Source organism: Flavobacterium sp. CFS9 (genome assembly GCF_041154745.1).
Taxonomy (GTDB): Bacteria; Bacteroidota; Bacteroidia; order Flavobacteriales; family Flavobacteriaceae; genus Flavobacterium.
In genome coordinates this window covers 1,173,043-1,190,981 of the sequence record NZ_AP031573.1, presented here as the reverse complement: position 1 = coordinate 1,190,981, position 17,939 = coordinate 1,173,043, and the positions used below count along the sequence as shown (strand labels likewise).

General features: G+C 36.7%; 15 protein-coding genes. 11 read left to right on the top strand and 4 right to left on the bottom strand.

Translation table 11 applies throughout. The annotated features are described in order from the left end of the window. Positions 1–3: 3 nt before the first annotated feature. The 4 genes from ACAM30_RS05260 to ACAM30_RS05245 all read right to left on the bottom strand — a co-directional run bounded on the left by ACAM30_RS05260 (position 4) and on the right by ACAM30_RS05245 (position 10,036). On the bottom strand, positions 4–3,192 hold the full coding sequence (locus ACAM30_RS05260) for a SusC/RagA family TonB-linked outer membrane protein (protein ID WP_369617537.1): 3,189 nt from the start codon (positions 3,190–3,192) through the stop codon (positions 4–6). 314 nt (positions 3,193–3,506) lie between these two features. Beyond that, complete coding sequence (locus ACAM30_RS05255; RefSeq protein ID WP_369617536.1) at positions 3,507–5,009, bottom strand: SusD/RagB family nutrient-binding outer membrane lipoprotein; 1,503 nt, start codon at positions 5,007–5,009, stop codon at positions 3,507–3,509. Positions 5,010–5,020: 11 nt separating this feature from the next. Next, positions 5,021–8,233 carry a SusC/RagA family TonB-linked outer membrane protein gene (locus ACAM30_RS05250; RefSeq protein WP_369617535.1) on the bottom strand — a complete coding sequence of 1,071 codons (3,213 nt, stop codon included), beginning with the start codon at positions 8,231–8,233 and terminating at the stop codon, positions 5,021–5,023. Between the two features lie 87 nt (positions 8,234–8,320). After that, positions 8,321–10,036, bottom strand: coding sequence for a hypothetical protein (locus ACAM30_RS05245; RefSeq protein ID WP_369617534.1), 1,716 nt, complete (start codon positions 10,034–10,036; stop codon positions 8,321–8,323). 167 nt (positions 10,037–10,203) lie between these two features. Here ACAM30_RS05245 and rpsL point away from each other — a divergent pair, with 167 nt between their 5' ends. From rpsL to rpsC, 11 genes are all read left to right on the top strand, one after another. After that, positions 10,204–10,587 (top strand): 30S ribosomal protein S12, encoded by a 384-nt coding sequence (gene rpsL / locus ACAM30_RS05240; protein WP_007136570.1) that lies wholly within the window; start codon positions 10,204–10,206, stop codon positions 10,585–10,587. Between the two features lie 119 nt (positions 10,588–10,706). After that, a complete protein-coding gene (gene rpsG, locus ACAM30_RS05235) occupies positions 10,707–11,183 on the top strand; it encodes a 30S ribosomal protein S7 (RefSeq protein ID WP_026727879.1) in 477 nt (158 codons plus the stop codon). A gap of 11 nt (positions 11,184–11,194) precedes the next feature. Next, positions 11,195–13,351, top strand: a complete 2,157-nt coding sequence (gene fusA / locus ACAM30_RS05230; RefSeq protein ID WP_369617533.1) for an elongation factor G — start codon at positions 11,195–11,197, stop codon at positions 13,349–13,351. Positions 13,352–13,362: 11 nt separating this feature from the next. Then, positions 13,363–13,668 carry a 30S ribosomal protein S10 gene (rpsJ, locus tag ACAM30_RS05225; protein WP_007803605.1) on the top strand — a complete coding sequence of 102 codons (306 nt, stop codon included), beginning with the start codon at positions 13,363–13,365 and terminating at the stop codon, positions 13,666–13,668. A 406-nt stretch (positions 13,669–14,074) separates the two neighbouring features. After that, positions 14,075–14,692, top strand: a complete 618-nt coding sequence (gene rplC, locus ACAM30_RS05220; protein WP_369617532.1) for a 50S ribosomal protein L3 — start codon at positions 14,075–14,077, stop codon at positions 14,690–14,692. Then, entirely contained in the window at positions 14,692–15,321 is a 630-nt protein-coding gene (gene rplD / locus ACAM30_RS05215; protein ID WP_369617531.1) for a 50S ribosomal protein L4, read from the top strand. The genes rplC and rplD overlap by 1 nt, the downstream gene beginning before the upstream one ends. 7 nt (positions 15,322–15,328) lie before the next feature. Next, positions 15,329–15,619: a 50S ribosomal protein L23 gene (gene rplW / locus ACAM30_RS05210; protein ID WP_017495018.1), complete on the top strand. Its 291-nt coding sequence runs from the start codon at positions 15,329–15,331 to the stop codon at positions 15,617–15,619. 9 nt (positions 15,620–15,628) lie between these two features. Then, complete coding sequence (gene rplB, locus ACAM30_RS05205; RefSeq protein WP_017495017.1) at positions 15,629–16,453, top strand: 50S ribosomal protein L2; 825 nt, start codon at positions 15,629–15,631, stop codon at positions 16,451–16,453. A gap of 6 nt (positions 16,454–16,459) precedes the next feature. Further along, on the top strand, positions 16,460–16,738 hold the full coding sequence (gene rpsS, locus ACAM30_RS05200) for a 30S ribosomal protein S19 (protein WP_031456039.1): 279 nt from the start codon (positions 16,460–16,462) through the stop codon (positions 16,736–16,738). Between the two features lie 8 nt (positions 16,739–16,746). After that, on the top strand, positions 16,747–17,160 hold the full coding sequence (gene rplV / locus ACAM30_RS05195) for a 50S ribosomal protein L22 (protein ID WP_007803631.1): 414 nt from the start codon (positions 16,747–16,749) through the stop codon (positions 17,158–17,160). A 5-nt stretch (positions 17,161–17,165) separates the two neighbouring features. Beyond that, a complete protein-coding gene (gene rpsC, locus ACAM30_RS05190; RefSeq protein ID WP_007803635.1) occupies positions 17,166–17,927 on the top strand; it encodes a 30S ribosomal protein S3 in 762 nt (253 codons plus the stop codon). Positions 17,928–17,939: the final 12 nt, after the last annotated feature.

Here is a 17,939-nt window from a genome sequence, read left to right as displayed (position 1 = left end):
TAATTAAAATGTAAAGTTCAATCCAAAACCAATGCTCTTAGTTTGTGGCATTGACCATTGTTCGAATCCACCAGCAAAGTTGTTGTTTCCTTGTGTTGCTTCTGGATCAAGATTTGGCATTTTAGACCATAACAAGATGTTTCTTGCGAAAACAGAAGCTTTGATGTCTACTGCGTTGTCTAATAATTTAGGGAATTGGTATCCTAAAGTAACCTCTCTTAATTTTACAAAACTTGCATCAAATACTGCAGATTCTGCAATACCATTTAAAGCTGCTTGTAATTGTTGAGCTCCGTTTGGATCTGCTGCACCACCTCTAACGATGTCGTTTGGAGTTCCGTCAGCTTTAACACCTGGGTAAACAAACTGAGAAGTTCTGTCTGCTGTTCTTGCATCTACACCGTAAAAGTTCATTAAGTTGTTAGATCCACTGTACATTTTTCCACCATTTTTCCAATCTACAACTGCTCCTAAAGATACTCTTTTGTAAGTGAATTGTGTAGAACCTCCTAAAGTAAATTTAGGTGCAACTTCTCCTAATACTTTTAATTTACCGTCAGCTTGTGGAAGACCTTGAGCGTTTACAACGATGTTGTTGTTAGCATCTCTTAAGTATCCTGTACCGTAGATAACTGGGAAACGATCTCCAACGCTAGCTCTAAGCTGTGGGGTAGTAAATCCTCCAAGGAAGATGTTGTCTACACCGTTTGCTAATGCCTCTACGTAAGAATCAATTTGAGAGTAGTTTACGTTAAATGTCCAGTTGAAATCAGCAGTACGAACCGGATTAACGAATAAACTTAATTCGTGTACGTCATTACGCATTTTTCCTCCATTTGTTACAAGAGAATTTGCTCCTGTAGAACCTGATAATGGAACATTGAAGATTTGATTTGTTGAATTTTGTTTAGAGAAAGTATAATCAATTCCAACTCTGTTGTTGAAGAATTTTAAGTCAACCCCAAGTTCATACGATTTTGTATTTTGTGGTTTTAAGTTTGGATCGTATTGTACGTTGCTAGGAATAAATGAGCTAATTCCTCCTAATGGGTACTGTACTGGGTTTCCAGACCAGAATCCGCCTGAGTAACTTGGTGTTGTGAAAGAGTTACCAACGTAGTTTCCAGCTTGACCTACTTCAGCAATAGATCCTCTAAGTTTAGCGTAAGAAAGTACTGAACTTCCTTTTAAACCTTCCAATTCAGTTACCACAAAACCTAAAGAGGCAGATGGGTAAACGAAATCTCTGTTATTTCTTGGCATGTTAGATGCAATATCTTTACGGATAGTACCACTTAAGAAAATCATGTTTTTGTATGAGAACTCAGCATTACCGAAGAAACCAACAGTACGAATTTGTCTGCGGTATTCTGAAGCTGTTACGATTCTTGCGTTAGTGATAGTTGGGAAACCTCCAAAGTTGAAAGCTGTTCCAAGATCATCATATTCTTTAGTGTTTTGATGATTGTACTCGTTTCCAACCAAAACATTTAAGTTAAAATCATTAGTGATGTTCAAGTTGTAGTTTACTGTAAGTAAAGAGTTGATAACATCATTAGTTGTACCGTAAAGGTGTGCACTACTAGTTTGTCCTGAAAGATCAAGTTTGCTTCCAAATTCAAAAATATCTCTGTAGTTTGTAGTCCAAGAGTCTACACCTGCTTGATACTTAACAGTAAGTTTTTGACTTCCGTTTTCACTGATAATTGGAGAGTACTGAATGTAAGCGTTACCGTAAACACGGTTTGTTTTTTCGCTGAATTCATTGTTTTTAGCAGCCCAGTAAGGGTTGTTGAAAACACCTGGTCTGTAATAGATTTGATCGTATGGGTTTGAAGGATTAGCGTAACCAATTCCTTTTAAGTCGTAACTTCTTGGACCTCCGAATACACCAACAATAGCCCCGTCATTTGCAGCTGAACTTTTGTTGATTTTAGTTTGAACGTAGTTAAAAGAGAAACCAGTTTTCCACTCGTTGTTTAACTTTGTGTCTACAAGTGCTTTTACAGTATATCTGCTCATTCCTGTTTCAGGGATGATACCGTCTTGCTTAGAGTTTCCTACTCCAAAAGAGTAATTTGTTTTTTCAGTTGACTGAGCAACATTTAAAGTATTATTGATTGTGAATCCTGTTTTGAAGAAATCACCAATATTGTCATAAGCGCGAGGTGCAACCCATGGGTCTAATCCAGCTTTTGCTCTTTGTGGTACATAGTAAAGACCTGGTCTTAGAGTTCCGCCGTTTAATGCGTTAGCGACGTTTCCTCCGTAAGTTGCATCATTTGGTAATTCAGAGATTTTTGGACCCCAGTTCATTGAAGAGTTTGGATCAAATTTTCCATTTATACCTTGTGCATACTCGTTTTGAGTACTTGGTTTTTTTGAAATGGTTTCAAAACTTGTAGAAGTGTTGAAAGTAATAGTAGGCTTCCCGCTTTGTGCTAGGTTTTTACCGCTTTTTGTAGTAATTAAAATTACACCATTAGAAGCTCTTAATCCGTATAAAGCAGATGCAGCTTGTCCTTTTAGAACGTTGATAGACTCAATTTCGTTAGGGTCAATATCCACAGCTCTGTTAGCAATATCCGCTCCGGTTACACCGTTTCCAGTACCGAAATCAGGTTGAGATGCTACAGGCATACCATCAATAACATACAAAGGTGTGTTGTTTCCTGTGAAAGAACGCGCACCACGAATTATGATTTGAGAAGAAGCTCCAGGCGCACCACTAGAAGGAGTAATAGATACACCCGCTAATTTACCTTGTAAAGCTCCGGCAAGACTGTTGTTGTTTGCTCTTGTGATGTCTGCAGCTTTTACTTCCTGAGTAGCGTATCCAAGTGCGCGTGCACTTTTCTTAACACCTAAGGCTGTAACTACTACGCTTTCCAATTCTACTGAATCGTCTTTTAATTTTGCATTAACAGTAGTAGAACTAGCTGATACTTCTTGAGCTTTCATCCCAATGTAGCTAAAAACTAATACTTGATTTGGTGCTGCTTTGATAGTGTATTTTCCATCAAAATCTGTTTGCGTTGCTGTCTTAGTTCCTTTAACTAATACACTAACACCTGGTAAAGGTATTCCTGTATTGTCAGAAACTGTTCCAGAAACAGCTCTTTCTTGCGCGAACGTAAGTTGCGCAACTAGTACTAAGAAAAGTACTAGGAATCCATTGAACTTTAGTTTCATTTTTAAATATTTTGAATTAGTCCGACAAAAATCTTAATAATTAGTTAATATACCTAATCAAAAAAGTTTTTTTTTCAGCGAAACGGCATTTTTGCTGACAGGAGTTATTTTTTTATCGTTAAAATGCATTCAAAAATGAGGAATTATTATTTTTTTACTTAAAAAGCAATGGATAATTTAGTTTGTACCTGCTGAATAAAATGTTAAATTTTATAAGATGGACGATGAATTTCAGTTTTTTCTGCGTTTTCAATAAAAAAACCACCCCTATACGAGGTGGTTTTGTGTTAAATTATGTTATTTTTTGGTATTTCTTATTTATCCCAAAAAATCTTCGTGCTTAGTTTGTCTCCTCCGATAGAAGTTGATGCAGCATTGTAATTTGTTGCATTTAATGTCTGTTCTCTAATAGGGTATGCCATTCTGGATGGTACCTTTCCTTCAGCTGCTGCGTCTGCACTTGCTGGTGCGGTTAGAACAGGGAAGTCTAATCTTCTTGTTGATGTCCAGCCTTCAAATCCTCTGTTGAACAATGCATACCATGCTTGTTCTCCTACTTTTTGCTGCCAGGTTCCTGTAGCTGTTGCGTAAGCTACGGCTGGTTGAGCAAGATAAGCATTTGCATCTGCCGATGAAACTCCCCAGTCTTCCATAGAAGCCAGAATTGCTGCATTATAATGTGAGGCTATGGTGCCTCCAACAGCAACTCCTCTGCCTACTGCTTCAGCTAATAAGAATTCTACTTCGGCATAATCCAATAAAGTACCACTAAAGTCCGGAGCTTTAATTTTGTCACTTGCATGGGTGAATCTGTTTTGTGTGTTTTTTGCTCCAACAATTCCGCCTCTATAACCGGTTACTGTGATCAGGTCGCCTGCAGCATTTGTGTCTTTATAAGTTGGTCTGAAATAAGGTGTTTTTCTTGGGTCATTTAGTGCGACCAATTTGTCTACAAATGGCTTTGCTACAACAAAGTCATTTCTTCCTGAAAATACCATATCTACATAGAGTGGGTTGGTGTTTGGAAGATCTAACATATAAGGAAGTTTCGCATTATCAGCATTTGATGTAAATCCGCCCGCTGCACCAGAGATGATTGCTGCGTCTGCAATAGATGACTCAAGACCAGATGATTTTAAGTTGATTCCTAATTTTAGTTTGATGCTATTGGCAAATTTAACCCAGGCAGTCAGGTCGTCTTTGTAGATAACTTCAGCAGAACCAAAAGCTGAATGCGAAGTGTCTAATCCGGCGATGTCTTTGTTTAAACGTACAATTAAATCTTTGTAGATGTCTACAGCTTTATCATATTTAGGGAGGTAGTCTCCCGATCCTTTTAGGGATTCTGAGTAAGGAACATCTCCAAAAGTGTCTACTAAAATTTGGTAGGTATAAACCATTAGTATATCAATAAGGATCAACTGATTCTTTTTAACTATTGATTTTTGGGTAAATTCAGGATCTGTAGGTGAGATTACATCTTTTTCCAGGAAGCCTTTCGCCTGAGATAAATCGGCAAGTGGCCCTGCATAAAGTCTGTCCCAGTGATTGTCTGAAATTTTACGGGTTACCCAGTTGTAATTAGATTCATCCAAATAAGTAGTTTCAGTCCATTGTTGGTTTACTAGTCTGAATATGTTTCTGTTTACATTGGTGTTGACAAGTTGCTCTGTTAAGTTTTTTTCAGCATTTGTAAATAAAGTGCTAGGGGGTACTACAGAAGGGTTTTTTGCATCTACATTTAAGTCTGTTAGGCTGCTGTCGTCACATGAAACTGTGAGAAGCATGATTCCTAATGCATATAGTATTTTTTTCATTTTGTTCTGTATTAAAATTTGAATGTTAAGTTAAAACCAATATCTCTGGTAGTTGGAAGTGATCCAACTGAATAGCCTCTTGAGCTGTTTCCTGATGATAGTCCACTTTCTGGGTCTGCGTATGGTAGGTTTTTATGAATTATCCATAAGTTCGAACCAACTAAACTTGCTGATGCCGAGTTTATGAATGTATTTTCGAACATGCTTTTAGGAAAATTGTAAGTAATAGATACTTCTCGAAGTTTAACAAATGAGGCGTCATAAATAAAAGCTTTGTTTGGTGCAGCTTGGTATCCCATGCTGTTCGCAATTGATCCGCCTTTTGTTTTTACAGTGTTTGGAGTTCCGTTAGGAGCAACTCCAGGATTTAAAAGACCATTTTCTCTAATGTCTCCCACAGCTGTTTCTTTATATAATCCAGAAGCAAGTCCATAGTACATGTCTAATGAGAAGATGTCTCCACCTTTTTGAGTGTCAATTAAGAATCCAAAAGTTAAATTCTTGTAAGTAAATTTATTTCTAACACCACCAATCCAGTCCGGAGTAATATTTCCGATTGTGTTGCTTGAAGATGTAGTGATCATGTACTTTCCTGTAGTTTGATCTATTGTAGGTTGTCCGTTTGTATAAACGAAATCGGTTCCTTTTAGGGCACCATAAGCTTCGCCAGGAGCAGCGTTAACTGTAACACCACCTTGGAATGCACCTAATTGAAGGTTGTCAAGTCCATTTGGTAATGTGATAACTTTACTTCTGTTGTTTGACCAGTTTACAATTATTTCCCAGCTAAAGTCTTTTGTTTTAATTGGAGTTCCGTTTAATTGAATCTCAAAACCTTTGTTTTCGATATTTCCACCGTTAACAAGTGCATTTGTAAAGCCGGATCCTGAAGATACTGCTGCCGCAACGATCTGGTCAACTGAATTTGTTTTGTAGTAGGTAACGTCAAATCCTAGACGTCTGTTTAATAAACTTGTTTCTAAACCAACCTCAAAAGATCTTGTTCTTTCTGGTTTAAGGTCCGGATTTTTGTTGATACTACGGAATGGAAGTAATAAAGAGTTTGTGTAAAGAGGTTGTCCTTGAAAATTAGGAACTCTTGTGTAGGTATTGTTTAGTTGAAGCGCATCTGCATCATTTCCTACTTCAGCATAGTTTACTCTGAATTTTCCAAGATTTAACCAGTCTGCCTTTACTACGTTTGAGAAAAGGAATGATCCTGAAACTGCTGGGTAAACATAAGAGTTGTTATTGTCAGGTAAAGTAGAAGACACATCTCTCCTAATGGAAGCATCTATAAAATAAGTGTCTAAATAGCCAATAGACCCCTGTGCGTAGATTCCGTTAACACCGGATGATACTTTGGCTTCTTTTGGAAATGGTAAATCTAAGCGTGAGTTAGATAAAGCATATATTCCAGGTGTAACTAAGCCTCCAATTGTTGAAGAAAGGACATTGTCTCTTTTGTTTCTTCTGATGTTGGTTCCAATTACTCCATTTAAACTGATGTCTTCACCAATCTTTTTGTTGAAGTTTAACATGAAATCATAGTTGATTTCCTGAAAGTTGATGTCGTTTCTTTGATACCCTGAAGATTCGTTTACCGGAGAAAGACCAAATCCTGTAGAAATTGATCCGACAGCTCTTCTTTCTTCCTGAAGTTGTTTGTAAGTGTCAAGAGATACTCTTCCTAATGCGCTTAACCAAGGGGTGATCTCGTAATTAAGGGAAGCGTAGCTGAATAAACGGGTTCTGTCATCAGAAGAATAATTTTGATAACGTGTGAAATAAGGATTGTCCCAGTATGCTGGTGTAAGACCTGAAGGGTCAGTTGGATCCGTCCAGTTCCATGTTATGTTTTGACCGCCTGATGCAAAGTAAACATCTTTTTGTGCCTGAACATCAGTGTTGGTTTGCCACCATTGTCTGAAGTTGCCCATAATGTTATCGTTGTAACCTGTTGAGTTTCTACCAACAGTACTTTGTAGTGTAACGGCAGCATAAGCATTAGCAGTAAGTTTATCGGTAACTTTTTGGCTAAATCTTGCACTTATCTGATTTTTTTTCAATTCACTGTTTGGAAGAATACCAGTTTGATTTGTGTTTACATAGGTTAAAGATAAGCTTGATCTGTCGGTTGATTTCTCTAATGCAATACTGTTAACGAATGTATGTGCATTATTAAAGAAAGTGATAGGGCCGTTTTTTGCAGCTGTCCAAGGGGTGGCTTTTCCGTAGTTTGGAGAAAATGGTGTAAAAGCATCCCATTGGTAAACTGGTTGATTGTTAAAAGCATCTCCGTCAGATGCGTCATTTGAAGTGTCTACAGTGTCTGGAGTACCTGTTCCTAAAAAGGACGATCCGAAACCATATCCTGATCCATATCTGTTTTGGTATTTAGGAAAAGTTGATTTGTCGACACTCCCGTTTGTGAATCCGCTTGAGAACGAAAACCCAATTTTGTTATCTGATTTACCTTTTTTAGTAGTGACCATTACAACTCCATTTGCAGCTCTGGAGCCGTATAATGCTGTTGCAGCAGCTCCTTTAAGGATGTTGATGCTTTCGATGTCTTCCTGATTGATATCTGAAGCATTGTTACCGTAATCGTAACCACCGCCACCAACTTGTTGTGAAGAAACGTTTGAGTTGGAGTTGTCAATTGGCACCCCGTCAATAACCCAAAGAGCCTGGTTATTTCCGGTAAGTGATTTATTACCCCTGATTACAACGTTTGTAGAACCTCCGAAGTTGTTGTTTCTTTGAACTTCTACACCTGCGGCTTTACCTGATAATAAATTGGAAACGTTGGTGCTTCCTGCTCCACCGTTAACATCTTTTCCTGAAATTTGTTGAGAAGCATAACCTAAAGATTTTTTTTCTCTTTTAATACCCATCGCCGTGGTTACTACAACGCCTTCCAATTGTTGAGCGTCTCCGGACAGTTTCGTGCTTACTTGTGATGAGCTTGCGGCAATTTCCTGCGTTTTCATGCCGATGTAGCTAAATACTAAAATTTGACTTGATGTTGCTTTGATGGTGTATTTACCATCAAAATCGGTTTGTGTGCCGGTTTTGGTTCCTTTGATTTGTACACTTACACCTGGTAGTGGCATACCTGCATCATCAGTAACAGTTCCCGAAACGGCTCTTTCTTGCGCAAAGGTTAACTGCGCGAATAGTACTAAAAGTAGTACTAAAAATCCATTGAACTTTGGTTTCATTTTTGTAATTATTTTGAATTAGTCTTACAATATTCATAATAATTTGTTAATAATCCTAGTGTTGTGTTGTGGAATTTTCTCACAGAGTTAAAATTTAACATTGTAACATATACTGACAATAGTGTTAAATAATTGAATTTCCTTAATGTTTCCCGCGCCATTGCTGAGATTAATTCTAAGTAGGCCGCTTGTGGTTTGTATTGTTGTGCCGAATCCAATTCCTGTTAAATTTTTTATTTCGTTTGGAGTCTGATTATTGGTTAAATCTTGGTAAAAAGCAAAATCTATAATGGAGTTAATATATAGATTATTTGAAACTTTGTATCTGTATTCCGTAAGTAACATTGAGGCAAAATTACCTTGTAGGCTATTTTCTATAAAACCTCGTATAGAGTTTGTTCCTCCAAATCGAAACAATTCGTTGGTTATGTAGTTTTGGCTTTTCAGATAAAGAATTTGAGGATTTATGTAGATGAAATTTTTTTTGTTGAGCTCAAAATTATAGGTCAAGTTAAAGTTGGTGTAGAATTGCTTACTTGCTTCGGCAGTTTTGGGGCTGTTGTTGGTATCTCTTTTTCCGTAGCCCAAAAGGAGGTTAAGAGTGGCTTTTTTGGGGAATAAACTTTGGGTGTAATCTAATTTTTTATACTCTAGGGTAGAGGTGATATAGGAGTTTTTGTAGTCGCTAATTGTGGTGTTGTTGGTGTTTTGAATGTCGCTCGATTCTGTCGATTGATAGCCTAAGTACAGTCGGGTGTTGTAGTTTAAGAAATAACCCAGATCAATTGCGGTTTTAGTGTTCTGAAAAGTACTATCCTGTTTAAAAATGTTTAATTGCGCTTTGATGCCTAGTGAGGATTGAAATATATAAGGGATTTCAATTTTAGTATTGAAGGTTTTTTGCTGATTTCCGTCACTTTTCCAGTACAATGAAAATTGTTCGCCAGCATGAAGAGTGTTTAATAATGATAAATCCAGGTATCCGTTCAGGGTTGTTTTTTTGTTTTCATCATTAGAAAAGCCAATATAACCGTCAAAAGTATTGGCTAGTCTTTTTTCTATGTATATGTATATTTTTGTGGAGTCATTTGTAAATAGTACTTCCGGATATTTGGTTTGAGAGGTGAATTCAAATGCATTGATGTCGCTGTATAATTGTTTTATAGTTTCTTGATTGAAAGTCTTATTTAGGTATTTCTTTTTAAGCTGTTTTAGGTGTCCTTTTGGAAAATAATCTCTTTTTGTCTGATCAGTTTGTGTTAGAATAATGGAATTCACGACACGTTTTCTTTCGGATTTGTAATTTAAGTCTGCGTATATAACTGAGCCTTTTTTTTGTAAGTTTTCAAGCTTTAGTTTGTTTAAGGCGAAACCCGCTTTTTCGGCATCTAATGTTTTTTGGTGTAGGTAATTTTCCAGTTCTTCATAGGTTAGAATTAAAGTGTCATTTTTGATTTTTGCTTCGTCAAAAGGACTGTGATTCGTTCCTATATGTATATGGACTTCTTTCGTTTTGTTTTTTAAGTCGATTTTGGAGATAAAAGTACTATCATTTGTTTTTGTTGTTTCAAGTATGGTATGGTCGAGATATCCCCGTTTGGTTAATTTTTCAGATACATTTTTAACTTCTTCGAAAAGTGATTTTATGTTAGTATGGTTTTCTGAATAATCTAGTGAATCAATAATTAGTGTTTCGGTTTGATTAGTTCCTTTAATTTGTAAATGAAGGTTTTGAGCATAAGAAGAAATGCTGATTAGAAAAAAGAAGAGGGGTAAAAGCGGTTTCAAAAGCAATTGTTTCATTAATTAAAAGTATTACAAATATCTATTGTTTGTTTGTAAAATCATATGTATAAATAATGTTGTTGAAAATTAATGATTTAACGTTTGTATAGTGAAAAATATTTTATACATTTGCAACCCCGTAAAAAGCGGGAATTTAATAAACATAATAATTTTTAGTATTAATTATGCCAACAATTCAACAATTAGTAAGAACAGGAAGAACTCAGATCACTAAGAAGAGTAAATCGGTTGCTTTAGATTCTTGTCCTCAAAGAAGAGGGGTTTGTACGCGTGTTTACACTACTACACCAAAAAAACCAAACTCTGCAATGCGTAAAGTTGCGCGTGTACGTTTGACAAATGGTAATGAGGTGAATGCTTACATCCCAGGAGAAGGACATAATCTACAAGAGCACTCGATAGTATTAGTGCGAGGTGGAAGGGTAAAAGATTTACCAGGTGTTAGATATCATATCGTTCGTGGAGCGCTTGACACGTCAGGAGTTGCAGGAAGAACGCAAAGAAGATCTAAGTACGGTGCTAAACGCCCAAAAGAAGCAAAAAAGTAATTTAAAACGTTAAGAGTTGGAGGTTAGGAGTTAAGGGTTGGGATTGTAAGTGTAAGCTTGAAGTCTGTAACACATAACATTTAACGGATAACCTATAACTTTTTATTTAAAAAAAAGACATGAGAAAAAGAGCGGCAAAGAAAAGACCACTTTTACCAGATCCAAGGTTTAATGACCAATTGGTAACACGTTTCGTGAACAACTTAATGTGGGATGGTAAGAAATCTACAGCTTTCAAAGTATTTTATGATGCAATTGATATCATCGAAACTAAAAAGCAAAATGATGAGAAAACTTCATTAGAAATCTGGAAAGATGCTTTAACAAACGTTATGCCTCACGTAGAAGTACGTAGCCGTAGAGTAGGTGGAGCTACATTCCAAATTCCAATGCAGATTCGTCCAGACAGAAAAATTTCTATGGCAATGAAGTGGTTAATACTTTATTCAAGAAGAAGAAATGAAAAATCTATGGCACAACGTTTAGCGTCAGAATGTTTAGCAGCTGCTAAAGAAGAAGGTGCTGCGGTTAAGAAAAGAATGGATACTCACAAAATGGCAGAAGCTAACAAAGCATTCTCTCACTTTAGATTTTAATTCGTAAAGAAATGGCTAGAGATTTAAAATATACAAGAAATATCGGAATTGCTGCTCATATTGATGCTGGTAAAACAACAACTACTGAGCGTATTCTTTTTTATACTGGAAAGTCACACAAAATTGGTGAGGTACACGATGGTGCTGCAACAATGGACTGGATGGCACAAGAGCAGGAAAGAGGTATTACAATTACTTCTGCTGCTACGACTTGTACTTGGAATTTTCCAACAGAGCAAGGTAAAGTGCTTCCGGAATCATTGCCTTACCACTTTAATATTATTGATACTCCTGGGCACGTTGACTTTACTGTAGAGGTAAATCGTTCTTTACGTGTATTGGATGGTTTAGTTTTCTTATTTAGTGCAGTTGATGGTGTTGAGCCTCAGTCTGAAACTAACTGGAGGCTTGCTGATCAATATAGAGTTCCTCGTATGGGATTCGTAAACAAAATGGACCGTCAGGGATCTAACTTCCTTGGGGTTTGTGGGCAGGTTAAAGATATGTTGAAATCGAATGCGGTTGCAATTACTTTGCCTATTGGTGATGAGGCTGATTTCAAGGGTATCGTTGACTTAGTAAAAAATCAGGCTATTGTATGGCATGATGAAACTCAGGGAGCTACTTTTGATATTGTTGATATCCCGGCTGATATGGTTGATGATGTTAAGCATTACCGTTCTATTCTTATCGAAGAAATTGCTACTTATGATGAAAATCTTTTAGATAAGTACATGGAAGATGAGAACTCTATTACAGAGGAAGAAATCAACAACGCTTTAAGAGCTGCTACAATCGACATGGCAATCATTCCTATGCTTGCAGGTTCTTCTTTCAAAAACAAAGGAGTTCAGTTCATGTTAGATGCAGTTTGTAAATATTTACCATCTCCTTTGGATAAAGAAGGTATTGAAGGAATTCACCCTGATGATGCTGATTTATTAGAAGAAGATCAAACTAAAATCTTGCGTAAGCCAGATGTAAAAGAGCCGTTTGCTGCTTTGGCATTTAAAATTGCTACTGACCCATTCGTAGGTCGTTTAGCTTTCTTCCGTGCTTACTCTGGTCGTTTAGATGCTGGTTCTTATGTTTTAAATACTCGTTCTGGTAACAAGGAGAGAATTTCTCGTATTTACCAAATGCACGCTAACAAACAAAATCCAATTGAATTTATTGAGGCTGGAGATATTGGAGCTGCTGTAGGATTTAAAGATATTAAAACTGGAGATACTTTATGTGATGAGAAGAATCCAATTATCTTGGAATCTATGAAATTCCCTGATCCGGTAATTGGTATCGCTATCGAGCCTAAAACTAAAGCTGACGTTGATAAAATGGGTATGGCTTTGGCAAAATTAGCTGAAGAGGATCCAACGTTTACTGTAAGAACTGATGAGGCTTCAGGTCAAACTATTATTTCTGGTATGGGTGAGCTTCACTTGGATATCTTAGTTGATCGTATGAAACGTGAGTTCAAAGTAGAGGTTAATCAAGGTGAGCCTCAGGTTGAGTATAAAGAAGCGTTTACAAAATCTGCTCAGCATAGAGAAACTTACAAAAAACAATCTGGAGGTCGTGGTAAATTCGGTGATATCGTATTTAGAATCGAGCCTGCTGATGAAGTTGATGGTAAAGTTCCTGTTGGATTACAGTTTGTTAATGAGGTAAAAGGAGGTAACGTTCCTAAGGAGTATATTCCTGCTGTTGAAAAAGGCTTCCGTGAGGCTATGAAAACAGGTCCATTAGCTGGATACGCTGTTGATAGTTTAAAAGTGACTTTATTAGACGGATCTTTCCACCCTGTGGATTCTGATGCTCTTTCTTTCGAATTAGCTGCAAGAATGGGGTATAAAGAATCAGGACGTGCTGCCGGAGCTGTTATTTTGGAGCCAATCATGAAAATCGAGGTTATTACTCCTGAAGAAAACATGGGTGATATCGTAGGTGACTTGAACCGTCGTAGAGGTCAGGTTAATGATATGGGTGACAGAAATGGGGCTAAAACTATTAAAGCTGATGTGCCTTTATCTGAAATGTTTGGATATGTTACAACATTGAGAACATTGTCTTCAGGTAGAGCTACTTCAACAATGGAGTTTTCTCACTATGCAGAAACGCCTTCTAATATTTCAGAAGCGGTAATTAAAAAAGCAAAAGGTAACGCTTAATTCTTAAGAAAATGAGTCAAAAAATCAGAATAAAACTAAAGTCTTACGATCACATGTTGGTAGATAAATCTGCTGAAAAGATCGTAAAAACAGTAAAAACTACTGGTGCAGTTGTAACAGGTCCAATTCCATTGCCAACGCACAAAAAACTTTTCACTGTGTTACGTTCTCCGCACGTTAACAAAAAAGCGAGAGAGCAATTTGAAGTAATGTCATACAAGAGATTAATTGATATTTATTCATCTTCATCTAAAACTATTGATGCTTTAATGAAACTTGAATTGCCAAGTGGGGTTGAAGTAGAGATAAAAGTATAATTTTTTTATATTTTTTATATAAAAAGCGAGTCAGAAATGTCTCGCTTTTTTTGTTTTAAAATAATGTCTTTTTTAAGGTGTGGTTTTGAGTTGTTTTTTATTTTTTTATCTCTTTTAATTTTTTATAAAGCCCTTTGTTTTAAGGTGATTCGGGTGTTTTTTGTTGTGGTTTTATTAATTAATTGTTAAGCGTGGATGGATTAAAAATGTAAAAAATGTTTTCAATTTTAGGAAAGATTAGGGTTGTTTTTGATGTTGTTTTGATGCTTGGTTTTTGATAATGAGCGATTTAATTTTTCTAACTGTTTGGTATATTCAATTTTAATATCTACTTTTGCACTCCCTGTTTGGAAATTTCTGTTATTTTCAAATTGAAGGGAATTTTAGTAATTAATAATTAATATTTATGTCTGGGTTAATTGGTAAGAAAATCGGCATGACTAGTATCTTCGACGAAAACGGGAAAAACATTCCTTGTACAGTAATCGAAGCTGGACCATGCGTTGTTACCCAAGTCAGAACCAAAGGTGTTGACGGGTACGAAGCGTTGCAACTTGGTTTCGATGACAAAAACGAGAAACATTCCACTAAAGCGGCTTTAGGTCACTTTAAAAAAGCTGGAACTGTTGCTAAGAAAAAAGTCGTTGAATTTCAAGATTTTGCAACTGAGCAAAAATTAGGAGATCTTATTGATGTTTCTATTTTTTCTGAAGGAGAATTTGTAGATGTACAAGGTGTGTCTAAAGGTAAAGGTTTTCAAGGGGTTGTTAAACGTCACGGATTTGGTGGTGTTGGACAGGCAACTCACGGTCAACACAACCGTTTAAGAGCACCAGGTTCTGTGGGGGCTTCTTCTTATCCGTCTAGAGTATTCAAAGGAATGCGTATGGCTGGAAGAATGGGAGGAGACAATGTAAAAGTTCAAAACCTTAGAGTTTTAAAAGTAGTGGCTGAAAAGAACCTGCTTGTTGTTAAAGGATGTATTCCTGGGCACAAAAACTCTTATGTAATCATTCAGAAGTAATGGAAGTAAAAGTATTAGATTTCAACGGAAAAGATACTGGAAGAAAAGTTCAACTTTCTGATTCAGTATTCGCAATTGAGCCAAACAATCACGCTGTATACCTTGATGTAAAGCAATATCTTGCTAATCAAAGACAAGGGACTCACAAAGCTAAAGAAAGAGCTGAAGTGACAGGAAGTACACGTAAGATTAAAAAACAAAAAGGAACTGGTACAGCTCGTGCGGGAAGTATCAAAAATCCATTGTTTAAAGGTGGTGGAACAATTTTCGGACCAAGACCAAGAAGTTATTCATTTAAATTGAATAAAGGCTTGAAAAGATTGGCAAGAAAATCAGCTTTCTCAATCAAAGCAAAAGAGTCGAATATTATCGTTCTTGAAGACTTTAATTTTGAAACGCCAAACACTAAAAATTTCACTAATGTTTTGAAAGCTTTAGGGTTAGAAAATAAAAAATCTCTATTTGTGTTGGGAGAGACGAATAAAAATGTATATTTGTCGTCACGCAATTTAAAGGCTTCTAATGTCGTAACTAGCTCAGAATTAAGCACTTACGCTATTTTAAACACTAACAATTTAGTGCTTTTAGAAGGTTCTTTGGAGTTAATCGAAGAAAATTTAAGTAAATAATAGGAGTATGAGTATCATAATTAGACCTATAGTAACAGAAAAAGTAACCAAAGAAAGTGAAGTTTTAAACCGCTTCGGATTCGTTGTTGACAAAAAAGCAAACAAAGTTCAAATTAAGAAAGCTGTTGAAGCTGCTTATGGAGTAACTATCGTTTCAGTTAACACGATGAACGTAAGACCGGACAGAACTACAAAATACACTAAAAGTGGTTTAATCAGTGGAAAGACAAATGCTATTAAAAAAGCAATTGTACAAGTACAAGAAGGAGAAACAATTGATTTTTACAACAATATCTAAGATAGAAAAATGTCAGTAAGAAAATTAAAACCTATTACCCCAGGTCAGCGATTTAGAGTTGTGAATGGTTATGACGCCATTACAACTGATAAGCCGGAACGCTCTTTGATAGCGCCGATAAAAAACTCTGGAGGTAGAAATAGTCAAGGAAAGATGACCATGCGTTATACGGGTGGTGGTCACAAGCAGAGATATCGTATTATTGATTTCAAAAGAACTAAAGTTGGAATTCCGGCTACTGTGAAATCAATCGAATACGATCCAAATCGTACTGCATTTATCGCTTTGTTGGCTTATGCTGATGGAGAGAAAACTTATATTATCGCTCAAAACGGATTGAAAGTTGGTCAGAAATTAGTTTCTGGTCCAGAATCTCAACCAGAGATTGGTAATACATTACCTTTAAGCAGAATTCCTCTTGGAACTGTTATATCTTGTATTGAGTTACGTCCAGGACAAGGAGCAGTTATTGCTCGTTCAGCTGGAACTTTTGCTCAGTTAATGGCAAGAGACGGAAAATACGCTACAATTAAAATGCCATCTGGAGAGACAAGATTAATCTTGTTAACATGTTCGGCTACAATTGGAGCTGTTTCTAATTCTGATCACCAATTAGTTGTATCTGGAAAAGCAGGTAGAACAAGATGGTTAGGAAGAAGACCTAGAACTAGACCAGTAGCGATGAACCCAGTTGATCACCCTATGGGAGGTGGTGAAGGACGTTCTTCTGGAGGGCACCCACGTTCAAGAAACGGATTGCCAGCTAAAGGTTACAGAACTCGTTCTAAGAAAAACCCGAGTAACAAGTATATCGTAGAACGTAGAAAGAAATAATAAGATATGGCACGTTCATTAAAAAAAGGACCTTTCGTTCATTATAAGTTAGACAAGAAAGTTCAGGAAAACATTGAAAGCGGAAAAAATGGAGTAGTAAAGACTTGGTCTAGAGCTTCCATGATTACTCCAGACTTTGTTGGACAAACTATCGCAGTTCATAACGGTCGTCAATTTGTACCGGTTTACGTAACAGAAAACATGGTAGGTCACAAATTAGGAGAGTTTTCACCAACTAGATCTTTTAGAGGTCATGCTGGAGCAAAAAATAAAGGTAAAAAATAAAAGAAGCAATGGGAGTTCGTAAAAGAGAAACAGCAGATGCGAGAAAAGAGGCTAATAAGTCTATTGCTTTCGCAAAATTGAATAACTGCCCTACTTCACCTAGAAAAATGCGCTTAGTAGCGGACTTGGTAAGAGGTCAGAAGGTAGAAAGAGCACTTAACATCTTGAGATTCAGTTCTAAAGAAGCTTCAAGAAAATTAGAAAAACTATTATTATCTGCAATCAACAACTGGGAGCAAAAAAATAGTGAAGGTAATTTAGAAGAAGCTGGATTATTTGTTAAAGAGATCAGAGTAGATGGTGGAATGATGTTGAAAAGACTTCGTCCAGCTCCTCAAGGTCGTGCACACAGAATAAGAAAACGTTCTAACCACGTAACAATCGTGCTTGGAGCTATCAATAACACACAAAGCAATTCTTAAGCAGCATGGGACAAAAGACAAATCCAATTGGAAATAGACTTGGTATCATCAGAGGGTGGGACTCAAACTGGTATGGTGGAAATGACTACGGTGATAAACTTGCCGAAGATCACAAAATCAGAAAGTATATCCACGCTCGTTTATCAAAAGCTAGTGTATCTAAAGTAATCATCGAGAGAACTTTGAAACTTGTAACCGTTACTATCACTACTGCCAGACCTGGTATCATTATCGGAAAAGGTGGGCAAGAGGTAGACAAGTTGAAAGAAGAACTTAAGAAAGTTACTGACAAAGAGGTTCAAATCAACATTTTTGAAATTAAAAGACCTGAGTTAGATGCTTATCTTGTGGCGACAAGCATCGCTCGTCAAATCGAAAGCCGTATTTCTTACAGACGTGCAATCAAAATGGCTATTGCTGCTTCTATGCGTATGAACGCTGAGGGTATCAAAGTTTTGATTTCTGGTCGTTTGAATGGTGCTGAGATGGCGCGTTCAGAAGGTTTCAAAGAAGGTAGAATTCCTCTATCAACTTTCAGAGCTGATATTGACTATGCTTTGGCTGAAGCTCACACTACTTACGGTAGAATGGGTATCAAAGTATGGATCATGAAAGGTGAAGTTTATGGAAAGAGAGATCTTTCTCCACTTGCAGGAATGGATAAAAAACAATCTGGAACTGGTGGTGGTAAAGGTGGCGATTCTCCAAGAGGAGACAGAAAGCCTTTTAATAAAGGTGGAAAACCAGACGCTCGTAAAAGAAAGTAAATTTTTAAACTA